Origin of the sequence: Psychrobacter sp. NPDC064578 (genome assembly GCF_044901245.1) — a bacterium.
In the GTDB taxonomy this organism is placed as follows: Bacteria; Pseudomonadota; Gammaproteobacteria; order Pseudomonadales; family Moraxellaceae; genus Psychrobacter; species Psychrobacter cibarius_C.
In genome coordinates this window covers 316460-340419 of the sequence record NZ_JBJDPI010000004.1, presented here as the reverse complement: position 1 = coordinate 340419, position 23960 = coordinate 316460, and the positions used below count along the sequence as shown (strand labels likewise).

General features: G+C 42.8%; 14 protein-coding genes. 6 read left to right on the top strand and 8 right to left on the bottom strand.

Annotated features, from left to right (window positions below; translation table 11 throughout):
• Window positions 1-71 precede the first annotated feature (71 nt).
• Complete coding sequence (locus ACI2JM_RS06710) at window positions 72-698, top strand: GNAT family N-acetyltransferase (RefSeq protein WP_087815402.1); 627 nt, start codon at window positions 72-74, stop codon at window positions 696-698.
• 144 nt (window positions 699-842) lie between these two features.
• A complete protein-coding gene (locus tag ACI2JM_RS06705) occupies window positions 843-2387 on the top strand; it encodes a bifunctional 2-methylcitrate dehydratase/aconitate hydratase (RefSeq protein ID WP_404643063.1) in 1545 nt (514 codons plus the stop codon).
• Window positions 2388-2510: 123 nt separating this feature from the next.
• Here ACI2JM_RS06705 and ACI2JM_RS06700 read toward each other — a convergent pair whose 3' ends face one another.
• Window positions 2511-3302: an SDR family oxidoreductase gene (locus ACI2JM_RS06700; protein WP_404643061.1), complete on the bottom strand. Its 792-nt coding sequence runs from the start codon at window positions 3300-3302 to the stop codon at window positions 2511-2513.
• Between the two features lie 224 nt (window positions 3303-3526).
• Here ACI2JM_RS06700 and ACI2JM_RS06695 point away from each other — a divergent pair, with 224 nt between their 5' ends.
• Window positions 3527-4894, top strand: a complete 1368-nt coding sequence (locus tag ACI2JM_RS06695) for a DUF2868 domain-containing protein (RefSeq protein WP_404643059.1) — start codon at window positions 3527-3529, stop codon at window positions 4892-4894.
• A gap of 129 nt (window positions 4895-5023) precedes the next feature.
• Entirely contained in the window at window positions 5024-6664 is a 1641-nt protein-coding gene (locus tag ACI2JM_RS06690; RefSeq protein WP_404643057.1) for a DUF3482 domain-containing protein, read from the top strand.
• Window positions 6665-6702: 38 nt separating this feature from the next.
• Here the strand turns inward: ACI2JM_RS06690 and ACI2JM_RS06685 are convergent, their stop codons facing one another.
• The 3 genes from ACI2JM_RS06685 to ACI2JM_RS06675 all read right to left on the bottom strand — a co-directional run bounded on the left by ACI2JM_RS06685 (window position 6703) and on the right by ACI2JM_RS06675 (window position 9849).
• On the bottom strand, window positions 6703-7719 hold the full coding sequence (locus tag ACI2JM_RS06685) for an ArsA family ATPase (protein WP_404643055.1): 1017 nt from the start codon (window positions 7717-7719) through the stop codon (window positions 6703-6705).
• Window positions 7720-7752: 33 nt separating this feature from the next.
• Window positions 7753-8046: a cory-CC-star protein gene (locus ACI2JM_RS06680; protein ID WP_201581316.1), complete on the bottom strand. Its 294-nt coding sequence runs from the start codon at window positions 8044-8046 to the stop codon at window positions 7753-7755.
• A 123-nt stretch (window positions 8047-8169) separates the two neighbouring features.
• Window positions 8170-9849 carry a carbon starvation protein A gene (locus tag ACI2JM_RS06675; protein WP_404643053.1) on the bottom strand — a complete coding sequence of 560 codons (1680 nt, stop codon included), beginning with the start codon at window positions 9847-9849 and terminating at the stop codon, window positions 8170-8172.
• Window positions 9850-10145: 296 nt separating this feature from the next.
• Here ACI2JM_RS06675 and ACI2JM_RS06670 point away from each other — a divergent pair, with 296 nt between their 5' ends.
• Window positions 10146-10814, top strand: a complete 669-nt coding sequence (locus ACI2JM_RS06670) for a hypothetical protein (RefSeq protein ID WP_404643051.1) — start codon at window positions 10146-10148, stop codon at window positions 10812-10814.
• 102 nt (window positions 10815-10916) lie between these two features.
• Entirely contained in the window at window positions 10917-11480 is a 564-nt protein-coding gene (locus ACI2JM_RS06665; protein ID WP_045447249.1) for a hypoxanthine-guanine phosphoribosyltransferase, read from the top strand.
• A gap of 80 nt (window positions 11481-11560) precedes the next feature.
• Here the strand turns inward: ACI2JM_RS06665 and ACI2JM_RS06660 are convergent, their stop codons facing one another.
• From ACI2JM_RS06660 to ACI2JM_RS06645, 4 genes are all read right to left on the bottom strand, one after another.
• Window positions 11561-12079, bottom strand: coding sequence for a MepB family protein (locus ACI2JM_RS06660; protein WP_201560948.1), 519 nt, complete (start codon window positions 12077-12079; stop codon window positions 11561-11563).
• A 37-nt stretch (window positions 12080-12116) separates the two neighbouring features.
• Window positions 12117-14330 carry an exodeoxyribonuclease V subunit alpha gene (gene recD / locus ACI2JM_RS06655; RefSeq protein ID WP_404643049.1) on the bottom strand — a complete coding sequence of 738 codons (2214 nt, stop codon included), beginning with the start codon at window positions 14328-14330 and terminating at the stop codon, window positions 12117-12119.
• A gap of 74 nt (window positions 14331-14404) precedes the next feature.
• Window positions 14405-18934 (bottom strand): UvrD-helicase domain-containing protein, encoded by a 4530-nt coding sequence (locus ACI2JM_RS06650; protein ID WP_404643047.1) that lies wholly within the window; start codon window positions 18932-18934, stop codon window positions 14405-14407.
• 69 nt (window positions 18935-19003) lie between these two features.
• Window positions 19004-23521: an exodeoxyribonuclease V subunit gamma gene (locus tag ACI2JM_RS06645; RefSeq protein ID WP_404643045.1), complete on the bottom strand. Its 4518-nt coding sequence runs from the start codon at window positions 23519-23521 to the stop codon at window positions 19004-19006.
• Window positions 23522-23960 lie beyond the last annotated feature (439 nt).

The window sequence follows — 23960 nt, the reverse complement described above, 5'->3', positions numbered from 1 at the left end:
GAATGGTTAATGTGTGCCTAAATCGTTATAATGCCAATCTTTTACCGCCTATATCCAGAAGCTAGCCCACTATGACTTGTGAATTTTCTATCAAAACCTTTGATGAGCTGACCTCAGTTGATCTCTATCATATTTTAAAAGCCCGATCACAAGTGTTTGTGGTTGAGCAAAACTGCGCCTATCAAGATATGGATGAGGTGGACTTTGATTGCCTACATCTGATCGCGCATCAAAACGAGGCGTTGGTAGGCTACTGCCGTATCATTCCGCCTGAATTTAATAAATTAAAATCCAATCTATCGGTCGCCGACCCTACGATTAAGACCAATCATACTGCTATGCCTGCCATCGGTAGAGTGCTGGTATTATCAGAGCACAGAGGTGACGGTATAGCGCGGCAGATGATGATTCATGCCATTGCGCACTGCCGTAAAAAATATGGTAAAAAGCGCCCGATTATACTCTCTGCACAAGCCTACTTACTCAGCTTCTATGAGTCCTTAGGGTTTGTACCTGAAGGCGATCATTATCTCGAAGATAACATAGAGCATGTAAAAATGGTTCTATACGTTGCCAAGAAAAACAAAGTACAAAAAGAGCGTACTGAGTCTGCATCCACAACGAACAAAGTATTAAGTTTTTTGCTGTTTATCATGGCGGCTTTATTTGTGTTAGGTCTGCTATATTTGATGATTTAAGCGCGCCGCAAGGTTTTAATTTTTAACATAATTCAGTTTGGTTGTTTCATATTGAATATGCTACTTTTAAATGATGGCTAATTTAAAAAGATGACCGAGATAATGGGTCAAGGAAGTAGCACACTCAAGGAAGAGGAGACAACCATGTCAAATGATAATTCAGATACAACAAATTCAAATAAAAATGATGCCACGGTAGAAAGCAATGTCCGTCCAGAATATGACATTGAGATTCAAAAGATTGCTGATTATGTACTTAATTATTCGATAGATAACGACTCCCCCAATAGCGCAGATGCTTGGAATACTGCCCGCCACTGTCTGATGGATACGCTTGGCTGTGGTCTGCTTGCGCTACGTTTCCCTGAATGCACCAAGCATTTGGGACCAGATTGTGCCGATCAGCTCACACCTAATGGCGCGCGCGTTCCGGGTACATCCCACAGACTAGATCCTATCAAAGCCGCCTTTGATATCGGCTGTATGGTGCGCTGGCTCGATTATAATGACACGTGGCTGGCTGCTGAATGGGGACACCCTTCGGACAATTTAGGCGGTATCCTAGCAGTCGCCGATTATATCAGCCAACAAAGTGTCAGTCGCAATCATCCGCCATTAACCATGCGTGAGGTGCTTGAGGCTATGATTATGGCGCATGAGATTCAGGGGGTAATTGCACTGGAAAACTCATTCAACCGTGTGGGTCTTGACCATGTGTTTTTAGTTAAATTGGCCTCTACCGCTGTGGTCGTCAAGCTCTATAAATTGCCACGTGAGCGTATCATGGCTGCCATCTCGCAGGCGATCGTGGATGGTCAGGCGTTGCGTACCTATCGTCATGCACCCAATGCTGGTAGCCGTAAATCTTGGGCGGCAGGCGACGCTACCAGTCGTGCGGTACGCTTGGTTGACATTACTCGTCGCGGTGAAATGGGTATCCCTGGGGCACTCTCTGCACCGCAATGGGGGTTTTATGATGTATTGTTTAGCCATACCAATAAAGACTTAGCCCTTAAACCTGCAAACGAGCGCCGTTTTACTTTCCAGCGTGAGTTTGGCAGTTACGTGATGGAAAATATCTTATTTAAGTTAAGCTTTCCTGCCGAGTTTCATGCGCAGACTGCTTGCGAGGCTGCTGTTATTTTACATCCACGTATCGACGATAGAATCGACGATATTGAAAAAATTGTCCTGACCACTCATGAATCTGCGATTAGAATCATCTCTAAAGAAGGCACATTGGCCAACCCTGCTGATCGCGATCATTGTTTGCAATATATGGTCGCGGTGCCTCTGCTAACTGGTGATTTAATGGCAGAAAATTATGAAGACGATTATCATGCACAGCACCATGTTTTGATCGATGGTCTACGCCGCAAAATGATCGTAGAAGAAGATGTGGGTTATTCAAAAGATTACCATGACCCAAGCAAGCGCTCGATTGCCAATGCCATTCAGATATTTTTTAAAGACGGTAGCAGTACCGACAAGGTTGTGGTCGAATACCCTATCGGACATAAGCGCCGTCGCAAAGAGGGTATTCCTGTATTAGAAGCTAAGTTTCGTGCCAGTTTAGCAACGCGATTTATCGACAGTCGCTGTCAGGATATTTTTGCGCTTTGTAGCGATCAAACCCGCTTAGAGCACACACCTGTACATGAGTTTATGGACTTGTTTATGGCGAATTAAGTATTTGCCTATCTAAAAACAACCCTTATCTTATCAATAAAATAGGGCGTGTTCTCATATTAACGACACGCCCTATATTTTTATCTCTTGAATTGGCTTTGTGAACGTTTCAACCATTTAGAGCTACCAAGGTATGGATTCCCCTGCCCAGTCAACAAAGCTTCCTGATTGCAACGCTGTCATACGGTTAAGCACTTCTAATAAGCATTCCACACTATAGGCTGGCGAGAACAACTGACCTTCGGCCACATTACCTTGAAAAGGGGCTGATAGTTGCGTATTTACCGTTCCTGGTTGCATGACAACCACGCACACGTCTTTAAGCGAGCGACTCCATTCAATACTCAGATTTTTCATGCCCATATTGAGCGCCGCCTTACTCATGCGATAGCTATACCAGCCGCCCAGCTGGTTGTCACTGATACTACCAACGCGTGCAGATATCGTCGCAAAGATTGCGGGCTTGTCATTACTACGCGCAGATTTGGCTAATAGTGGTCTAAAATGCTTGGCAATGAGTAAGCTGGCTAAGGCATTCACTTGCATGTTTTGTAAAAAGAAATCAGTCTCAACCTGACGCAGCGCTTTTTCTGGCTGCTGCGTCGCCGTATGTAATAACCCTGCACAATTGATAATCCAATCAATATGAGTGGTTTGCTGCTGAATAACCTCGGCTGCTTGTTGAATACTCTGTTCGTCGCAGAGGTTCATGGATATCCAATGCAGATTGTCAGCCTCAAAATCAGGTACATTGCGATGATAAGTCGCAAAGACATGGATACCCTGTTTTCCACCATTATCGGTATTCGCATTTTCATCCGTATTGCCACTGGCAGTGTTATCTACTAATTGCTCAATCATCGCTCTACCAATGCCGCCTGTACCACCAACGATTAGATATGTTCTATTATTCATGATGATTCCTTTTTTGGATTCTCTTTAACAGCGTTTTTTCACCCTCTGTTTTTTTACACTATTGTCATTATCATTTTGGCTGATTTTTATTGTCTTTACCATGATAAAAATGCTTAATAAATGTTCATTTTTTAACATTTGGCGAAGGCGTGTCCTCATATATACGCTACAATAATCAGGAATTATCTCCTACATAAACGCCTTTATATGGATGTTATCGCATTATGCTATCACCCCAAGATCAATTGACTGAGTTGGTACGCACGCTTGAGACGCAGCAACATGTCTTTGCCACTGACCCGCTACTTATCACGGAAAAACTACAAGGTGAGGATGGCAAACCCATTCAAAAATTGCACCGCCGAGCCTTACGTATCGATAGTAACGGTGCGTTGGCACGAGTATTAGGCAAAATTGACGGGCGTATTAAAGGCATCATGGTGGTCATGAGCGTGGTGTGGTGTCTCTCGGGATTTTTGGGATTATTCACCTTACTACAGACCAATGTGGTGAATTTCTTTTATGTCTTGGTTTGTTTGCTGGGTTTTCATACCATTATGCTGTTAGGCTGGCTAGTCATGACTTTGATTAATCAAGGTAAGCAGTCGTCAAATTGGTTTGCCAATTTTGTCAGTCCCAGTTATCTGATACGTGGCAAGGATGATGTTACCAAGGCAGCAGTCGACTTGTACGAGCGCCAATTACAGCATAGTGGGATGCGCTGGTATTTGGGGCGCTTTAGTCATCAGTTATGGCTGGCAACGTTGACAGGCATGCTGCTGGCGATTATTTTCCTGTTGATTGTGCGTCAGTATAGCTTTAGCTGGGAGTCGACTTTACTATCCGATCAAGCGCTAATTACTTTGACACAGGTACTTGGCTGGTTACCAAGTATGGTGGGATTCAATGTGCCAGACAGCACCGCTATCGTACAGAGTCGCTTGGTGACTGATGCGATGCCATTGACTGTTGCGCGGCAATGGGCAGGCTTATTGGTTGGTAGTTTGCTGATGTACGGTATTGTACCAAGAGCAATTGCTTGGGCGTTTTGTGCATTGATGTTTCGTCGTAAAAAAATGCGGTTGGACATCAAGCAGCCCTATTATCAAAAGATTTTAAACTTTTGGCAACGTCAGGTGGTAGATGCTGATGACTTTAATGAAGTGCCCGTTCCTATTGCGCCAAAAGCAGCTGTTAGCGCTGGCAAGAAGCTGGTGGCTTTACTGGAGTATCCAGCAGAGCAGGATAACTGGTGGCAGTCGGGGCTTAATGCAGATAGTGACATTAATAGCGATATTGAAAATTTCGGTATCGTTGATGATCGTGACGATATGGCACGTTTGAAGACGTATTTAGACAATCATCCCGTTCAAGTACTATTAGGTATTCATAGCAAGGCCTTACCTGACCGTGGTACGCTACGCAAACTTGATCAAATCGCCCGCCATGCAAAAGATGGGCTCATTGTGCAGTTGCTGAGTGATTCAAGCGCTTTAGAGTTAACCAAGCAGGTTGCAGACAATCAAGATGTTCGTTATCAGCAGTGGCAAACCGCCCTTGCCGCTCGGAAAATTGGTCTAGTGAATAATTGATTGACTAGCCAAAATGGGATTATCAGTTACTTAAGACAAATGGTTAGTATTAATACCGAAATAGCGCATAATTTGTTCTACAATAAAAGCCACTGTATGTTTGGTCATTAATAAATATAAGACGATATTATGAATAATGATAATAAAAAAGAGAATTATGAACACAATAAGCCTGCTGGTCTCTTTGCAGATAAGGCTTATGAGGCAACCCCTAACCCTAACACCGCAAACAGCACTTTAAAATCAGCTGTAACTGAGTCAGTGGAAACTCAAGACAATCAACCTTTATCAACTGAACCATTAACAACAACGACAAGTATGACAAGGAAAACCATCGCCAGTGGTGAACCGCTAAAATTGGCCGTCGTTGGTCATACCAATACGGGCAAGACATCCATACTACGTACACTATTGCGTGACGTCTATTTTGGTGAAGTCAAAAACGAAGCCGCAACTACCCGTCATGTAGAGCAAGCCAAATTAACAGACAGCCAAACGGGCGAAGTGTTGGTGGTATTGTATGACACACCGGGTTTAGAAGATGCGTCAGGATTGATGGATTGGTTAGAGGACAATACCGCCAGTCGGCGTGATGGCATTGAGCGTTTGCAACAGTTTTTGGCAGCAGACATTGCCCAAGGTGGTGAGGCACTAAATAGCAATGAGGACTATAGCCAAGAGGCCAAAGTAATTCGGCAGCTGTTGGCAAGTGATATGGCTATTTATGTCGTCGATGCACGTGAGCCAGTACTCGGTAAATATAAAGACGAGTTAGCTATTTTATCTTGGGCAGCGATTCCTGTCATGCCAGTATTTAATTTCACTGACGCTCAAGATGCCAATATAGATGAGTGGCAGACGATGCTAGCGCGTCGTAATTTGCATATTTCTACACGCTTTGACTCCGTGGCTTTTGAGTTTGCAGATGAAATGCGCTTATGGCAGAATTTAGCCACCATGCTTACCCACTCTGAGATGCTTGAGCAGTTGATGGCACGTCGTACTGAAGACTGGGCACAGCTTTATGATGAGGCAAATATTATCATTGCTGATTTTTTAATCAATGTCGCCGCTTTCGTACGAGAGATTGGCGAAGATGATGATCCCATGCCGGTATTACAGCAAATGCAAGAGGCGGTCAGACAGAGCGAACGGGCGATGCAGAACAACTTGCTCAATTTATATAAATTTTATGACAATGACGTAGCGGCAACGCCACTTGAGCTAAAAGCCTATCAACAAGATCCGTTCGACCCTGAGCTGCTAAAAAGTTACGGTATTCGCACCACTTCTGGCGCGGCAGCTGGCGCGTTATTAGGCTTAGGGATTGATGCGGCCGCTCTTGGTACAACCTTGGGATTGGGTGCCGCGATAGGCGGTATCGCAGGTGGGCTGTTATCTAATACCAGTAGTATTGCCGATAGAATCACTGGGGTAAAACGTTTGTATATCGACCCTGCAGCATTGACCTTGTTGGCAACGCGAGCCATAGATTTACTCACCGCCCTACGACATCGTGGTCATGCAGCAACTGATGCCACGCAATTGCTGTATAAAGGTGAGAAATCCAGTATCGAACAGTCGTTAGATGACGAAAGCGCCACTGTCACACCATGGCCGACACATAAATTACCCAGTGAGCTAAAAAAAGCTCGTGGCAAACCGCAATGGTCATCGCTCAGTAGTGGTAAATCTGAACAAGCACAGCTATTACGAGCAGATATGGCATGGTCGCTGGCAAGTAAGCTACAGTCATATAAACCTGAGTAATGATCGCCAAGTTTGACTAAAGTGATAGATGTGATTGTTTAAGGAGATGGGTGTAATAGAGCACCTAGTGCAACAGTACCGCGTACGTCCGTTTGTTGCAGATATATTGGGTATAGCGGATACTTGGAAAAATTCTTTTCAATATCCTGCATTAGCTGTTGCTGGCGTTCAGCACGACGACGCCAAAACGCATCAGACTGGGTCGGTGCTATCAACTGATTGATAACAATCGCAGCTGGCATAAGCTTACTGTCTTCTAACTGCTCTATCGCTCGCTTTGTTTCAGCCAGTGGCAATACGTCAGCCGTCATAACCAATACAATGGCGGTTTGTGTACGGTCATGCAGTAGCAACCCTGCCTGACGAAACAGCTGCTTGCGTTTTTCTAGTACAGATACTGCTTGCTCCCAGCGGTCAGTTTTTTTTGCGGCAAATGGATTGGCTAAGTCATTTTTGTTATTGTGTTGTTCATGACTGCCTAAATGATTTGCCACTGAGCGAAGTTTTGCTTGCCTTCGCTGCTGCGCTAGCAATCCATCCGTCCATGCCCCCATCATTTCAGGCAGCACTAATAAACGCAGTGTATGTCCCGTCGGTGCGGTATCAAAAATAATATGCTCATAGCCGGCATCTGCTGCTGCAACCAAGTGCTGACACATAGATTCGAGCATCGCGGCTTCTTGTGCGCCAGGTGCTGATTTTGATAGCCGTAGATGTTCGCGAATTTTTGGCATCATGTCTGGATTGGCATAAGAGGTGATGGTGCGTTCAACTTGGGCAAAATGCTCATCAACGATGATATCAGGGTTTAGTTCAATAGCATCTAGACAAGAAGTTACGACTGTTTTTTGATTTTTGAGCGGGACGTTTAACACATCGCCCAAGCTGTGTGCTGGATCCGTCGAGACAATCAGTGTCTTTTTGCCTTGATTGGCATAATAGCTGGCCAGTGCGGCGGCAGTGGTGGTTTTACCGACACCGCCCTTGCCACCGATAAATATAATCGGCTGCTTTGCCAGTTGCTCTACCAATGCGGGTAAAGGGTGTAATGCCATACTTATATCTCATTTTGATAAATTCAAAGGAAACTAGCAGCAACCTACATGGTCAAAAGGGCATCTATCCATGCCCATACGTGTATGCCATTCATGGAAGTTTTCTAAAAACAATGGCTGCAACTCTAATGTATAAAAGCTGGCAGGATTATCGATACCTAAGCTTTCCGCAAACATGAGCAGCATGAAAAAATCTTCTTCATCACGTGCGGCGCGTGCCATTGTCTGACGATAAGGCGCATGATAAAACTCATTTAACCCAGCCACAAACCTTTGCCACCATGGCTCAATATTTTTTATGGGTTTTGTTATATCCGTGTTTTCCATAATCACTCTTCTTTTGCGGATGCTTATTATCTATCATGCCTATATGAGACAAAAAACGCCAGCCATTGCTGCTAGCGTTTTTTATACATTTTAGTAAATATTTAACTAGGCATTCAACATGGCTTAGAGGTTGCTTTTGCCTCTGTGTATCGACCACTCTTTGCGTAATACCGAAAGACTCTCAAACGTCACTAAAATCGTAGCTATCAAAATAATGATATCCATAATAATAAGCAGCCAATTACCATCATTGAAAAAAGTTTTTAGCTGAATCAATAATGCAAAAACTGTCATGACCAGTAAGAATGACAATGGCCCCAAGGTATACCACACAGGTCTGCCTTTACGTAACAAGATAACAGTGACAATCATCAAGGTTAATGCAGCCATTAGCTGATTCGTCGTACCAAATAACGGCCAAATAATCATACCGCCAGCACCATCGATGCCACCAGCACCAAAGGCTAATAACAAACAGCTACCAACGGCAAGCAATGTTGCCACCACACTTTTATTTAGAACAGGCAGTTTATAAATTTCACCAAACTCTTGGAAAATATAACGTTGCAGACGTACCCCAGTATCCATCGTAGTACCAGCGAACAATGCTGCCATTACCGTCAGCATCGTCTGTGATAAAACCATATCAATGCCGACGCCTGCATTCAGTATAGTTGCACCGCCATCAATAAAGGCACCAATAGAGCCGTCGCCAAATTTTTGATACACTGCTTGCCAATCACCAAGAGTTGCAAAACCTGCGGTTGCTGCAAGGATTGCCCCAAGTGCTAGCATACCCTCGCCCAATGCACCGAAGTAACCAACGAAACGAACATCTTCTTCTTTATCAATCTGCTTAGAAGTAGTCCCTGTGGCGACCAAACCATGGAATCCTGATATGGCACCACAAGCAATTGTCACAAACAATAATGGCAGAAGTGACGGTGTATCGGCTGGTAATGCAGTGTTAACTGCTGGCGCGACAATATTAGGCGTGCCAATAAAAATAGCAGCATATAGTAGAATCAAACCGACAAATAACTGTAAGCCATTAATATAATCACGAGGTTGAAGTAGCATCCATACAGGCAACAACGAAGCAATCGCCGCATAGGCGAACAGAATCAAGATCCATACTGCGTTATCAGGCAAACCCATAACGGTCTCAGGTAACACAATCGGGAACATAGGGCCAAGATAAATAAGCCCGTACAGGGCCGTTACCCCGATAATGGAAACCCAGACCAGATTCATCTTATAGCGATAAATACACTGACCGATGATAAAGGCGACTATCAAAGCCCCCCAAACAGGTAGCACAGCAGACGGGGTTTTTATCATCATATTAGCAATAGCGACGCCAAATACCGCATTTACCATGAGTAATAATAAGAAGATAACGATCATCATCAAGCTACGTACACGTGTACCCATGACGGTACCGGCAATCGAGCCAATCGACTGACCTCGATTGCGCATACTAGCCCAAATGGCTGACATATCGTGAACACCTGCCATAAAAATCGTGCCCAATACTACCCAAATGATAGCAGGTACCCAGCCCCAAATAACGGCAATGGCAGGACCAATAATCGGCGCCGCTCCTGCGACTGAAGTAAAATGATGTCCCCATAGCACGTATTTATTGGTGGGGATATAATCTACCCCATCTTTCATGGTATGCGCTGGCGTGGGGATACTGTTATCCAATGCCAAGATTTTAGTAGCGATAAATTTTGAGTAAAACAGATAACCGCAAAGCATCGCGGCAACAGCAAACACTAGCACGATTGCACTATTCATCTTATCTCTCCTTAGACAAGTAATAGGTAGCCTTATAAGTTCAAGCTTTTTAATTTAGAATATAAAAAATATGTTAAATTAGTCGGCGACTAGTGACTTAGCGTACCTGTCCAAAGGCTGTTTATAGAAGTACTGTGGTATCATCATCCATTAATAAGGCTTTGCATTCTATCGTTAGCACATGTCACTAGTCAGCATATGGTGAGTCTTTGACTGCAACCCATCTAGATACTAACTGATTTAACGACAAATGTAACGCTGGTTAAACATGAAAAACAACAAATAAAGGAAGCATCATGGCGCATTATTTTGGGTTTGTACCTTCAGATAAATTGAAAGCATTAATCATTGACGCTGAGCAAGTGATTGCCTCAAATGAGGAGGTCGAATACTACCCATATCGTGATGCCCTGACGCATCAAACAGCACGTGATCTAATCGACAATTTGTTGATTGGATTGGTAGATATTATTCCAAACCCTGAACGTCAAGCCTCGATGCGCAAAATTGTTGGCACAGTTGAAAAAGCAACAGATACGCTGCTTAACATCTTACTCGGTAAAGAGAATAACGAAGAAGTGATGCCAAGCTTTCATTTCTTGCGAGATCGGGCGACGTTTATTGATAATGAAGGTGTAAAACGAGTGGGTTTCAAATTATCTGATGCAGATGCACAAACCATCGAAAAAGGCTTTGCTGCTATCACACCTGAGCAAGTAGATATGAAAGCATTTAAAACAGCGCTTGAAACCATGAATGAAGAGACATTGACTCATTTTATCAGCCGCTATGCTGAAACGCTGAAACTTGGCATGATTAAACGCAAAGCTGTCCCAGTTACCAAAGCCGCCATTGATAAAGGCATGAGTATGGCCTTAAATAAGTTTCTACCTGACCTACCTGATCGCTCTTTAAATCGTTTAGCAAACTATTACCGCCCTTTCATCGTAGAAAAGCCGGAATAAATGCCAGTATTTGATTAATTTTGTCTCAAAAGACAGATGGCATTGGGCAAATTCACTAAAATTTGCTAAAATAAGCGGCACTTTTTACCGAAGGCGCACCCGATGACCCAAATCAGCAACCAAGAAATTGAAAAAACATTACGCAACTCAGAGTGCCTTATCAGTAGCATCGAAGTAGCCGCTGCTTATGAGCGCCTTGCCGCCCAACTCAACCTACATTATGCTGGTTTAAACCCAATCGTTATGGTTGTTATGAATGGTGGACTTATTCCAGCTGGTCAATTATTGACTCATTTGACGTTCTATCATCGCATGCATTATATTCATGCATCACGCTATCGTGATAATGCAGGCACCAATGAGCTAGATTGGAAATTCAAACCTGATGTTAGTATCGAAGGTGAGCATGTATTGCTGATTGACGATATTTTTGATGAAGGTATCACGCTAAAAACAGTTGTCGAAGAATTAAGCAAAGAAAAACCTTTATCACTTGAATGTTGTGTGTTGCTTAATAAAGAGCATGATCGTAAAGTTGAAGATTTTGATGTTGATTTTGTCGGTATCAATGTTGCAGATCGTTATGTCTATGGCTGTGGTATGGATTTCCATGGTTACTTGCGTCATCTGCCTGGCATCTATGCCATCAAAGAAGACAAAGTTTAAGTTCTACATTTGAGTTCAAAAAAAGCATCCGATTTGGATGCTTTTTTATTGCTTAGATTTTGCACTTACTGTTAATTTTGCTACTCATACAAAGCCCGTATGTTTTCTGTAGGCAGTATGTTTGTACCAGTCACCACGAAGAAATAATCGAGTTGCCAATTCTGTGTTTTCTTAGCGGTATTACTGGTTGGCTTATCCCAGCTAGGATACACCCTGATACCCATCTTACCTTTTGTAAAGTGAGACTGAAGAATATGATGTCTAAGCAAGACATTTTTTGGAAAAACAAACTGCCCCAATGTATGGTTGTCTTTAAATGTCGTGATTACTAACAAGTCTGGTGACGAATCATATTGAAAAGGTTGATTAATACCTTTGGAATCCTTTTCCCAAAAGGTAACGAACTGCCCTACTTTAGTAGGTGTTTGTTTAGCTACTCTGAATCTAACTGTTTTGACAGTCAGTCTGTTCATTAATTCAAATGTACCAGCAGCATATTCTAGATTTTGTTGCTCTTCTTTAGTTGAAGCAATAATGAATTGGTTGGGTTTATAAATAATTTCATTAATATACTCTAGCACCGTATCAAAGGTATGCAACTCTAGTCCTCTTTTTATATTTCTGAGCATTTTTCTATTAACGCTGAGAAAACTGTAATGCCAAACCTGTATGGCGCTCAGTAGGTGTTTGAACAGCCTTTTCAAAAGCAGATTTTGTACTATATATGGTTACCTGTTTCTTAGCACGGGTCCCCGCCGTATAAATAAGCTCTTTGCTTAGCAATCTAGCATGACTATTATCAAAAGTAATGGCAACGTGCTCAAACTCAGATCCTTGCGATTTATGAATGGTCATCGCATATGCGGTGGCAATCACCTCTTCATTTAGCAGGTTGACGGGAATCCCCTGTGTTTTATTCTCGAAAAAAACTTCTAATCGACTTCTTTCATCTGATGTTTGTAAGCAAAAACCAATGTCACCATTAAATAATCCTAACTCGTAGTTGTTTTGTAAAACCATCACAGGACGGCCATGGAACCATGTGTTTTGACCCAGTGGTAGCTTTAGTTCAGTTAGGTGCCATTGAGTGAGATAGTTATTAATGTAGTGATCGCCCCATTCACCATTATGACCAGCACTTAGAATTCTAAACTCATTAAATGTCTCCATTAATGATGTAATCGTATTTTTTACTGATTCTGGCATGGATTTTTCGATTGGATCTTTTAGGAGTTCTTTTACTTTACTTATATATTTGATATATTTTAGCGACATTTTTGAAATAATTTCCTTGTTGCTTAGGCTATTTCTTGTCTTATTATCTTTAAACTCATTTGTTTGCAGCGTATTTACATATTGAAAATTCAAGGCTTCATCTTGCCTTAACAGCTGCCAGATGGCTTGCGTATCTACCTCTGCCTGATTAATTTGGGAGGCAAGTTTGCCAATACCTGATTCTGCACTAAACCTGCGGCTTTCGGTTAATTCTGCATGAATGGGTTGTAACAGTGGGATATGGCACAAGTCAGCCAATACTGCTCCTGCATCGACTGCTGCTAGTTGGTTCGCATCGCCTAGCAATATAAGCCTTGCACCTGGTTTCACTGCACTTACGAGATAATTAGCCAACTCGACCCCGAGCATCGACGCCTCATCAACGATGATAATATCTTCGCCAAGTGGATTGTTAGTATCGTAGCGCGGTCTACCCGTCCGACCAATACCTAACAAACGATGGATTGTCTTAGCTTCTTGTAACTGTAGATCAATATCTGCTGCATCGAGAGCAGCTTGTAAAGATTCCTGCATGCGCTGGGCGGCCTTACCAGTTGGTGCTGCCAATGCCAGACTGGCACTATCTGTACTGAATCTAATATTTCCAGCCCTGTATCCCCCACTCTCTGTCGCTTGTTGCAGCGCAATGACTAACTGAGCCACGGTATAGGTTTTACCTGTACCTGGACCACCAGTAATAATACTAAATGCATTATTATTAGTCACATTAATAGCTGCTATCTGCTGATCGTTTAAATTTTTGGGTATTGATATATTTAGAGGGATTATCTGTTGATTTAAAATAGTATTAATGTGCTGTGCTAAGTTAAATTCTGCTTGCCATGCACGATGTAGCCAAAAAGTTATTAATACTGCTGAACCTTCTGTTTTTCGACTGTCAACTTGTTTGTAAATAATAGGTTGATTTTTTTTGCTTAGGCTATTTAATTTATCGTTATTATTAATGCTACTATTAACCTCAGCGAACAAATTGTGTTCGTTAACTAGGCGCATAAAAAAACTTAAGTCCGTATTTTTCAATAAGTGATATAGTGTAGCAATCATGTCAAAACGCTTGGTTAGTACCTCTTTTTCGTGGTTGCTAAGCGCCAATTGCATCCACAGCTGATCTCTCTTATCAAATAGCGTGTCTAGCAATACGAATAGCGACCTTTCAGTTATAGAGTCATCTTCTGATTGCGTATTTAGTTTGGTATCTATCAGCGCAAAGATTGGCATTGCTAGCATCTCTAATAACTGTTGCTGCCAAGCATATAGCGTAACTGCCTCATCATTGATTTGACCTTGCAATGCTTCTTCATGCTCAGAGGACTCAATGGTTAATACGGTATGCCCCTCTTCCAAATGAGTCGCTAACATAACGAATAGAGCGGTGAATAAATTACTTTCCTCTGTTTTAGCGACTTGCTTGCTATCAGTATTAGCTTTTGCCTCTGTTGCGTTATAGGCTAAATACGTTTGCTCGCGGCGTAGCAATATATAATCACTGATGTTACTAGCCCAGCTTTGTTGTAGCCCAATTACTGCCTTACTCTCTTTTTTATTATTACTCATAGTATGCTTATCTCTATATTAAAATAGTTAATCGATATCATGTTTTTTAGCATTTAATCATTACTTATAGCCTACTAATCGGGCATGCCAAACAACGCATCCAAACCTTTAATAAAATCGATTGGAATATCCCACGTGACTAATCCATAGCGGTCGTTGTGCATCGATTCACTACTGTTAGGCTTATAAGTATCTTGTGCCACGGCAACAGCTGCTTGAGAATTGGGATCATACACACCTCGTAAAAAAACATACTCCACAGCGCCTAAATACTTATCTTCATTGCCTGCATAATCAGGTATTCTCATTGAAAGGAATCGGTGTAACGCTACTTGATAAATCGCTGCTTGTAGCCAATACCCTGCTTTGGACATTGCTTGCTTAAGTGTATTTTCATTATAATCGCTTAGGCTATTTCCTAGAAAGTTACTTTTATAATCGACAACGTAATACTTGCCAGCATGTTCGTACACTAAGTCAATTTCGCCGCGCAGATAACGATACAAATGTGCTTTATTTTGCGGAATAAGAGTGACGTGTTTGTCCACCTCATTAGGAAGATACTGTTGGAAGAGTTTACTGATATCCTGTGCTTTAAAGTTCTCTGACAACCCCATATTGAACTCTAACTCAGAAAATCGCTGACCTGCATTAAGGGAAAATAAAGATTGATTGGAGGCCAATAGCGGCGCATGTAGTACCTCTTCAATCCAATTGATTAATGCCTCATGCTTGGTAGCATCTATTGAAGCAAGATCAAGTGAACTAGTATTAAATGAATCGTCATCGCCTTGCTCTTGCTTCTTCGCTTGTGATCGACGGCCTTGCTGCTCAGCGCTACTATAAACTAGAGGCAGTTGATAGCTGCTGATGGCTCGATCAATCACCTGAGACCACTGCGCTTTATTGTTGAAATCAATTTTTTCAAATATCTCATGCAAGAACGTACCCGCATTAGCACCTTTCACAAAGGTAAAGCGGATATCATCCTCTGATTTAAGATTTAACCCATCGACTTTTTCAAGAAACGCGTTACTATTAAGCAAAGGCTCAACCGACACTGAAGTGTCTGCCATATCAATGTCTATCGCATCATCAATACGCTCATCCACTATCGCCATTGTTTGTGTAGATTCATCGAGCTGACGTGCCAAAGCGGTAAAGCTGGTCTTAGCCCAACCATAAAAATAATTGGTTTTCATAACCTCTGCAAAAGGCGCATACTCAATAGTCTCTGTGGCAGGCTTATGAGCACTTGACTTGGTAACAGCGAGCTGAACATTGTCATTTACGCCTGCTGATTTAGCATCGTTGCTTGCGTAATTCTTGTCGTAGAACTCATTGACCTTATGCCCTCTGAGCATGCCTATGGTATCTTTAAGCCTATTAGGCAGCTCAAACTTTGGTTCTGGCGATTCAAACCAATAAAACACCGGCTTTAACTCAAATCCTGTCTTATTGTTAGGATCTCGCAGCACGACATAAAGCTGCTCACTGGCACGGGTAAAGGCCACATAACCAAGCCGTCTCAGCTCATCAAAGTCTTCTTGAGTTTCGATATTGGTGTAATAGTCGTCTGTAGTCGCTGAGCCTTTCAAGGATGAGAAGCGGCGCTGGTTTCCCGTTGATTCACTATCTATCGACTGCCGCACTAGCGCTGAAGGCGCTTGTTGGGCATTGTACAAGTACAACCCATAGTCTTCCTTATTCCCAGACTTCCTACTAGCATCACCCATTCCCAATACATAGACAATGGGGAACTCAAGTCCTTTGGACTTATGAATGGTCATCAACTGTACGCCAGACTCTGTCGGTAGCGGATATTGCTTAGCCCAATCACTATTGGGCGCTGCATCTATATTTTGTCTAAACCAAGCCAATAGCTCATGCTCGCCCATACCTAAGCCATATTGCGCCAAAACATCCATCACATGACGCAAATCCATGATATGACGATCGCCTTCTGGATGAGCCGCTAGCGCTTGCCAAACACCTTGCGGCTGTATGGGATTTTTATCTAACAAGTAATGCAATGCCGACAAGATGCCAAAGTGCTGCCAACGCTGTGCACCTTCTTTTAGATAAGTAATAAAATCTTGATAGCTCTTTTTATTATCAGTAGCCTCATTAACTGAGGTATCCTTCGAATTAGAATTATTTGAATGGGAGCTTGTTGTACTACTGCCCTCAGTAATGCCTGACTCATGATCCGTCATCATGGCTTTGATGTTTTTAATACTCAGTCCATATAGATGACTGGTCAACACCCGATTAATCATGTCATGACGATACGGATATAGCATGGCACTCAGCAGCGCCGCCACATCTTCTGCCATAATCGTTTCAAAGATACTGACATCACTGGTGGTCAAGGTCGGTACATTAAGCTTAACCAACTCATCCTCAACCCGTTTTAAGTCTTTCTTAGTACGTGCCAGCACACCGATATCACTAGGCTGAATAGGCTTGCCTTTTAAAGTCTGACCACTACTAAGCAAAGTCGCAATATGACGCGCCGTGATTTCATGCTCATCGTACTCAAGCTCTTTGTCTTTATCATATGGTAAGTGTAATACGCTCACTGGCTGGGCAGAGAGCACCTCAGTCACTAAAGTAGTGCTGTGAGCGTCTGGTTCATTAAACCAAGACAGCTCATATTCTGGTTTTGCCGCTTTGATATGCTGGTAATAAATACCTGCGCCTAATTGAGCTAACTTATTCTCACCAGTGGTTACATCAGCCATGCCGAACCAACAGTTTAGGGCATTAATCACGCCAGCATTTGAGCGTCGGTTAATATCGAGCGTCCAAAGCGTGCTTTTATCAAATTGGGCTTTCATGTAGTTATAGTTGGCCACATCGCCACCACGAAACCCATAAATAGCCTGCTTGGGGTCACCAACCAATAATAAAAATTCATGGCTGGCTTTTTTAGTAGCTGACTGTTTATCATTATCAGCAACCTTGCCCTTTTTCTTTGGCAAATAGATACTTTCAATCATAATGGCTTGCGCGCCATTGATATCTTGTGATTCATCAATGAGGGCGACTGGATAATGGTGACGAATATAACGTGCCAGTTTCTCTCCTTGCCGACCAGTTAATGCTTGGTTTAGACGTACCATTTGCAGGCTAAAGGTCGTCTCACCACGCTCTTCCAAAATAATGGGTAGCCTATCACGTACCGCAAGCACGATATGACGGTTAAGATTGGCTAAAACAGTCACTATGTATTCGTCTAGCTTTTTACTTTCTTCGACATAGCGTTTAAAGTCACGAACGACCTGCAACTCATTAAATATCAGATTAACTCTTTCACCATCTTTTGGTTTATAGAATTGCTTACCTACGTCATCAGTTTTCTGAAAAGCTTGTATTAACTTTCCTGTATAAGTTTTTGCGTCTGATATAAATTTGTAAGCGGCTGGACCAAAATCTTTTAATGCTTGAATAATTTTCGGCCAAGAGTCTCTATTATTTTGTAGCTGTCCTTTGGGAACGTCATAGTACTCGCCGTCAGGTTTAAAAAAGATATCAAGCTCATCGCTGCGCTCAGTGATAGTATTTATAAGTCGCTCATAGCCCTCAAACGAAAAGTCATTTACTACAATCTCATCAATCGGTGCTGAAATAAAGTTAAGCGAGCGAGTCACATATTTTTTATGATCACTCACGGCAGTCAGCTTGCCTTGCTGATCCATAAGCGCATACAGTTTAGGCTGCTCATGATGCAAGCGGCTTTGAAACTGACGCAGCTCATCATGAATAATACTATCGGTCACCTGCTCGATACTGCTCTCTTCGATAATAGCCATACCTTGATGATGACCTGTCTCGCTACTGTACTCCTTCAGCCATTTTTGCGCCAAGCTATCGAGCGTACCCACAAACAGTTTATCCAACGTCGTTAAAACCAGTGCGGTACGCCTGATAGCTTCCGTCATTGGATAGCTGTACACGTGATCCAGCAAATAACCGACGAGATGCAGGTTAATGGGATCTTGCATGATGCCATCCAAGCGCACATATTTAGCCTGTGCTACCAACCAATCTTCACGGTCTTTTTTTGCTTGTACACGCTTTGTGGCAGCAGCTTGCTTATCAGTAGCAAGGTCTTGGTTTAACTCATCAGCGCCTATCTCAGTATTTAAATCCGTACTTGATTTTTTGCCCTCTTGTTTATCCTTATCGCTTTCAGGCATCACCTGCAATATATTGGGATACAAAGCCTCCTTATTACTGATGTCAGCACTTAAACTGTTGACCCACTGCAATAATTGATAAAAATCCACCAAACGATCATGAATACGCTGACGCATCTCAGCGGCAGCGGCTCGCGTAAAGGTCGTGGCAATAATTTGCTCTGGCGCACGTCGTGCTTCAATTAGCAGGCGCAATACAATGCCTGTTAGCGTCCAAGTTTTACCAGTACCAGCAGATGCTTCAATCAGGTGCTTGCCCGTTAGGTCAACATCAACTGCTGGTATGACATCAGCCTTACGCTCACTCATAGGATCTGAGTGAGGCGCATCTGAGTACTCATCAAATAAATGTGGCTGTGTAGAAAGTTCAATGATATTGGTTGGATCAGTCAAGTCTGTCATATGGGCGCATACTTTTAATTATTATCTATTAGAGCAAGAGAGCAAAAATTGATTATTCTAAATGGCTAGCTAGCCATCTAAGTCAATTAACGCAGTAAACATCGGCTCGTACAATGGTCGCGCCAAGGTAGTCAACGCTTCTGATAATGCTTTGAACGTGTCTTGATCACGCAGTACGTACTGCCAAATGGCATGCTGCGAGCAAGTATCGTAGACTGTATCTGAGTGATAACTAGATCTTAACCAGTCTGAAAAGTCTGCTCGTTTTGGCCAATAACTGCCGCCTTCACTATCTTCAGATTTTGAGCACTGATCAAGGTAATTGAGTGCATATTCTGGGAGTAATGTAATAGGCACTTGCCCAGATAGCTTGGAAAAAATCGCCCATTTTATCAGCTCAATCACAGCGTCTTCATAGACAATGGGGCTTAGTTTAAATGCGATTACTTTCTCGTACTTTTTGACTTGTGAGCTAGGCTTATTAAAACGCCAAATACTCACGCCATCATTTAATGCCACTTGCTGAGCGGTGGTACTTCTGGCCACTTGCCAATATAAATGTGATAACCAAAACTTAAGTAAATGCCTAGGACTTGCAGAATTGGGCAATATATTTAACCACTGCGTGGGTGATTGCTGAGCATAAGGCATGCCCGCCTGAAGGTGAGAATGGCTGCTATGTGAATCTGTCGGTACTAATACAGGTACTGAGCCTTTGATCTTAATGATTTTCGGCAACAGCTTAAGCAGTGCTTCTATCTCTTTAATATCTGTCTGGCTGTTTGACCCGTTATCAGTGTTATTCAGTATATTTTTTAGCTCTATCTGAACAGAGTGCTCGGCGGTTGGCGTTAGTAGCTGCAAACCTGTCGTACCCTCTATCCCATCTTCATTGGGTACAATATTTTCGCCAAAACCATTAGCTATTAACTGCTCTTTAAATTCCAAACATTGCTGTTGCAGTTTTTGTTGTTGATTGGGTAGCGTGGTTTGGCGAGCAACACCAGCTGGCATGATTTTTTGATACATCAGGATTGGAGTAGTAGTTTCAGCCGCTGCATTACTATTACTCTTACCCTCATCAGTAACCAACTGTTTAATCAAATAGTCTTTTATTTGATAGGTAGTCAAGCTGTCTAAAAACAGCGGCTCTTGCTGCGACAGCGCTTCTTCACCTTGCACCACATGTACTTTTTGAGACCGTAAGAACGCTTTGGCAGGATGGCGTACTTGGTAAGCCAACACCCCTTCAACGTCAATCTCTCCAATATCAAACACAGTATCGGATAAAGTTTGGATGATCGCCTCTGTCATGCTACTAACATCGCTAGCATCAACAACGGCATCTAGAGCCAACATCTCAATCAATGCAGACAAGATTTGATTATCCACTTGACCTAGCTGACCCAAGCCTTTACCAACTATTTGAGCCATTGCTTCGTACTGTGTCTTTGTGGGCAAGCCAACCAGTTGCACCTGCTCGCTAGCCACTCGCCCTTTCAATGTATCAAACACCGCTTGCCAAAGCGGCGCAGGCGGAAACTGTTTTTTCTGAGCCAGTTTGGTTTTGCGCATGGCTGTATTTAATAAAGCATCCAGCTCATCAATCATATCGACAGGGCTGGTATCCTGAGCATCGATATTAACGTTGGCATTAGCATTGTCATCAATATTAGGAGACGCTTGCTCAAAAACATCAGTGCCTTCAATTTCTGTCTCAAACAGACTCTCATGAAAAGGTAGTGCAGGATGCTCAGTCACTAGCCACTGCTTAATCAATTTTGGTAAGTAGCGCTTGAGATTTTCGGTGGTGGGATCAATATTCTCAGGTAATGTCGCCAGCGAGTTCACCTGCCACTGCACCTCACCTTGCAAAAACTGTAGCAATTCGCTTACTGGGTTGGCTGGCAGGTGCTCGTGGGTATCCGTCAGGCTTTGACCGTTGTAGAACATCCAACAAGCACTGCGCGCGCATAACAGCGCATCTAAAAAAGCCCCGTTATCATCATCTTCACTGACTCTATCACCGCGGCGAGCATTAGTCGCTTTCATCAAATCATAGCGGTTGTCACGATCACGCCCAGGAAACTCGGAGAGATCCATATTGAGCATAACTACTAACTCAAACGGCACGTTTCTTAATGCACCGAATCGACCAAAGGTAATTACCCCAGTTGGCTCCGCACTGACCTGCTGACTTTCAAGCTCGTTTTCAATACTGTCTAGCATAAAGCTCAGCTTGAGCGGCAATTGCTCCACACCTGCCAGCCTCTGCTCTACTTCTCTGTTGGCGCTATCGCCACTAGCGTACTGCCTATAGTGACGATTGGCTCGTAGACTTGATTTAAAGCCATTCATCGCATTGTAGATGGCTCGCATGGTACGTGTTTGATCCACATCACCAAAGTAACGATGAATCACTTGCCTCTCAATCTGATCGAGCCAATCTTCCGCTTTCATTTTTTGTATATGATCATCCCGTCGTGCGACCAAACCGGTATAAATGCGGCAAAGCGCTTCAACAATCAACGCATCATTTAAGCTGACTTGTGGTAGCGGTAAAGTCATTTCTGGTAAGGCAGTGCTTGGCCATTCATCTTCATTTAGAGCATATAAGCAATCACTCAACTCAGCTTCTGGCATGACCAGACCTAGGGTCAATCTGTCTAACGCTTGCGCAAAACTAAAGCGATAGTCATAGTCATTACTATCCAAAGTTTGCTTAAGATGCAGCTCATCAAAACCGCGAATAAAGCCTGCCTCTACCAATAAATCACAGCCACGGCTCATTTGCTCATGAGTCAGTCCAAAGCTTTCAAACAAGGGCGGCAACATCAACCAGTCTAAGACTTCAGCCGCTTCAAAACGGGCGCTATGGCTACCCAATAGCTTATAAAAACCAATAATAGCTTCCCATAACTGGCGAATGTCCGCATCAACAACACCTGTCACTTTAGCGGGCAAGGTCAAACCATCTTGACCTTTACCATTAACAAAGATAGAACCAATCAGCGCATGATGACGCTCGACATCGGGTAGCAGCACAACAATGTCAGATATATGACGTTTCTTTTCACCAAGTTTGATAGGTTCATTTAACCAGCGACCAATCATAATACGCAACACTTCAAGCTGGCGCTGCAAACTATGACACGAATGAATGCTTAGGCTATTATCTTGAGAAGAGATTGCCCAAAAACGGTCTTTCTCAAAGCGTTTATTCTCTAACGCTTCATCTTCATACCAGGCCGCTCCTTGCTTCTCTTCATTGAAGCTTGGCTCTATTTGCTTGCTAACTGCTTGCGAGACTGTAGCAGCTGTTGCTTGCTGGGTAGATTGTTCATCAAGCATCAACACATCGTTCTGCAAACGTTTTAATAAGCTTAGGCTACTTTGCCTATCTTGAGCACTGGCATCATCAGTATAAATGCTTTCATCCATACCATTACTAAGCTCATCATTTAAACCACTTTCAAAATTATCTTGCCATTCCACCAGCGCATCGTCGTATTGCTCATTACCCGACAAGTTAGCAAGCATGGCAAACGCATCACGCGATTGCTTACCCAAACGAGACAGTAAACTGTGACCATAATCACGTAAAAATACACTTTCAGGGTTAATAATCTGCTGACGTTGTAACCAAGATTTATCGACGATATCTGCCCAAAACAGCTTTGATGGGTTGTAATGCAATAGCGTGATATTCATGTATTTTGACAAGCGCTGTAAAAAATCTAGCTCGGTCTGTGGCAACTGCTGAATGGTAAAAATGCGCAGTACTTTGGGCAACTGAGCACGCTCATTCGCCTTATTATCTTTCAAAGCCGACCAGAAGACATCTTCAAGTGCCACACGGTGTAGATGAACGTCAGCAAACAAATGCGACCACAAAAATCGTTGCGCCGCCTCTAACTCAACATAATGCTCCACCAGCCATTCAGGCGTGCCGCGCGCATATTTATCAAAACGCAGTGACAGTGCATCTTTATCTGCTATCAACTCATCTACATTTAGCGGTTTGTTATACGACCATAACGCCAACCAATCCTCACGGTGAGTCAAATAGCGGTTAAACACTCTTGCCAAATCGCTTGCCAGCTGCCAAATACGGGCATCTTGTTGCGCCTTATCCTGTTGTAAGCTGTCTTGTTGAGCACTTGCCTGTGGGTCATCAATCAAAGATGCCAATAGCGGATTGACTGGGTGTTTCTCATCTGCAACAATCGACTCTTGATAGTAAGTCAAATACCCAAACAATCGCCACTGCATGACCGTTGGTGACAACACCGCCACTTCTGGCACATTTAGAGTTGTCGCTTCAGGGTTTTGCACCAGTAAGTACGCATTATGGCGAGTCAATACATCTTGCATCAGCGTCCATTGATACTGACCCCAGAATTTAGTGCGCACCAAAGTACTAATACCAGCACGACTAGCAATGGTTTTATCCAGCCAATCGCCTAGTACCATTGAGGGCACAATGACAATAAAAGGCTCAAAAACAGGCTGATCCTTAGACTGATATTGCACAAGCAGTTGATCAACAAGGTTTTCGGTGCGGTGCGATTGAATAATGGTAAACATAGAGGATAGTCTGATTGAAGTTATAATATGAGTGACAGTGTGATGTAGACGGTCGTGAATGCCTGAAATGGAATAACATTTGCGTTAGCTTTCTAATACATATTGGTGGCTGCTAAGGAATACCACGAAGAATACTCACCAATCTATGTTTCGCGGTCGTTACTAAAATGTATTTCTGCTAGCATGGCTGTCATAAACACAATGCAAATGACAACAATGATTAACTATCATTGCATCATCAGTGATTACTTATAACAATCATAAAATAGGCTGCTGATTAGTGTGCCATCGATAGCTATCGTTTACTAGTATATGTGCCACTATTATAATATCTTACGACAGATAGTGTCGCATTGATAAGTCTCATATTTATGAATAGAGAAGTCAGTGCTGTTGTCAGATTAATCGCTGTAATTTTTATGTCCATAACCCTTTTTTA

Coding starts and splice junctions, on each gene's coding strand:
- ACI2JM_RS06685 (WP_404643055.1), bottom strand. CDS start 7,719: ATGGCATTACACCCTTTACCCGCATTGGTAGAGCAACTGGCAAAGCAG.
- ACI2JM_RS06710 (WP_087815402.1), top strand. CDS start 72: ATGACTTGTGAATTTTCTATCAAAACCTTTGATGAGCTGACCTCAGTT.
- ACI2JM_RS06705 (WP_404643063.1), top strand. CDS start 843: ATGTCAAATGATAATTCAGATACAACAAATTCAAATAAAAATGATGCC.
- ACI2JM_RS06650 (WP_404643047.1), bottom strand. CDS start 18,934: ATGACAGACTTGACTGATCCAACCAATATCATTGAACTTTCTACACAG.
- ACI2JM_RS06695 (WP_404643059.1), top strand. CDS start 3,527: ATGCTATCACCCCAAGATCAATTGACTGAGTTGGTACGCACGCTTGAG.
- ACI2JM_RS06670 (WP_404643051.1), top strand. CDS start 10,146: ATGGCGCATTATTTTGGGTTTGTACCTTCAGATAAATTGAAAGCATTA.
- ACI2JM_RS06645 (WP_404643045.1), bottom strand. CDS start 23,521: ATGTTTACCATTATTCAATCGCACCGCACCGAAAACCTTGTTGATCAA.
- ACI2JM_RS06675 (WP_404643053.1), bottom strand. CDS start 9,849: ATGAATAGTGCAATCGTGCTAGTGTTTGCTGTTGCCGCGATGCTTTGC.
- ACI2JM_RS06680 (WP_201581316.1), bottom strand. CDS start 8,046: ATGGAAAACACGGATATAACAAAACCCATAAAAAATATTGAGCCATGG.
- ACI2JM_RS06700 (WP_404643061.1), bottom strand. CDS start 3,302: ATGAATAATAGAACATATCTAATCGTTGGTGGTACAGGCGGCATTGGT.
- ACI2JM_RS06690 (WP_404643057.1), top strand. CDS start 5,024: ATGAATAATGATAATAAAAAAGAGAATTATGAACACAATAAGCCTGCT.
- ACI2JM_RS06665 (WP_045447249.1), top strand. CDS start 10,917: ATGACCCAAATCAGCAACCAAGAAATTGAAAAAACATTACGCAACTCA.
- recD (WP_404643049.1), bottom strand. CDS start 14,330: ATGAGTAATAATAAAAAAGAGAGTAAGGCAGTAATTGGGCTACAACAA.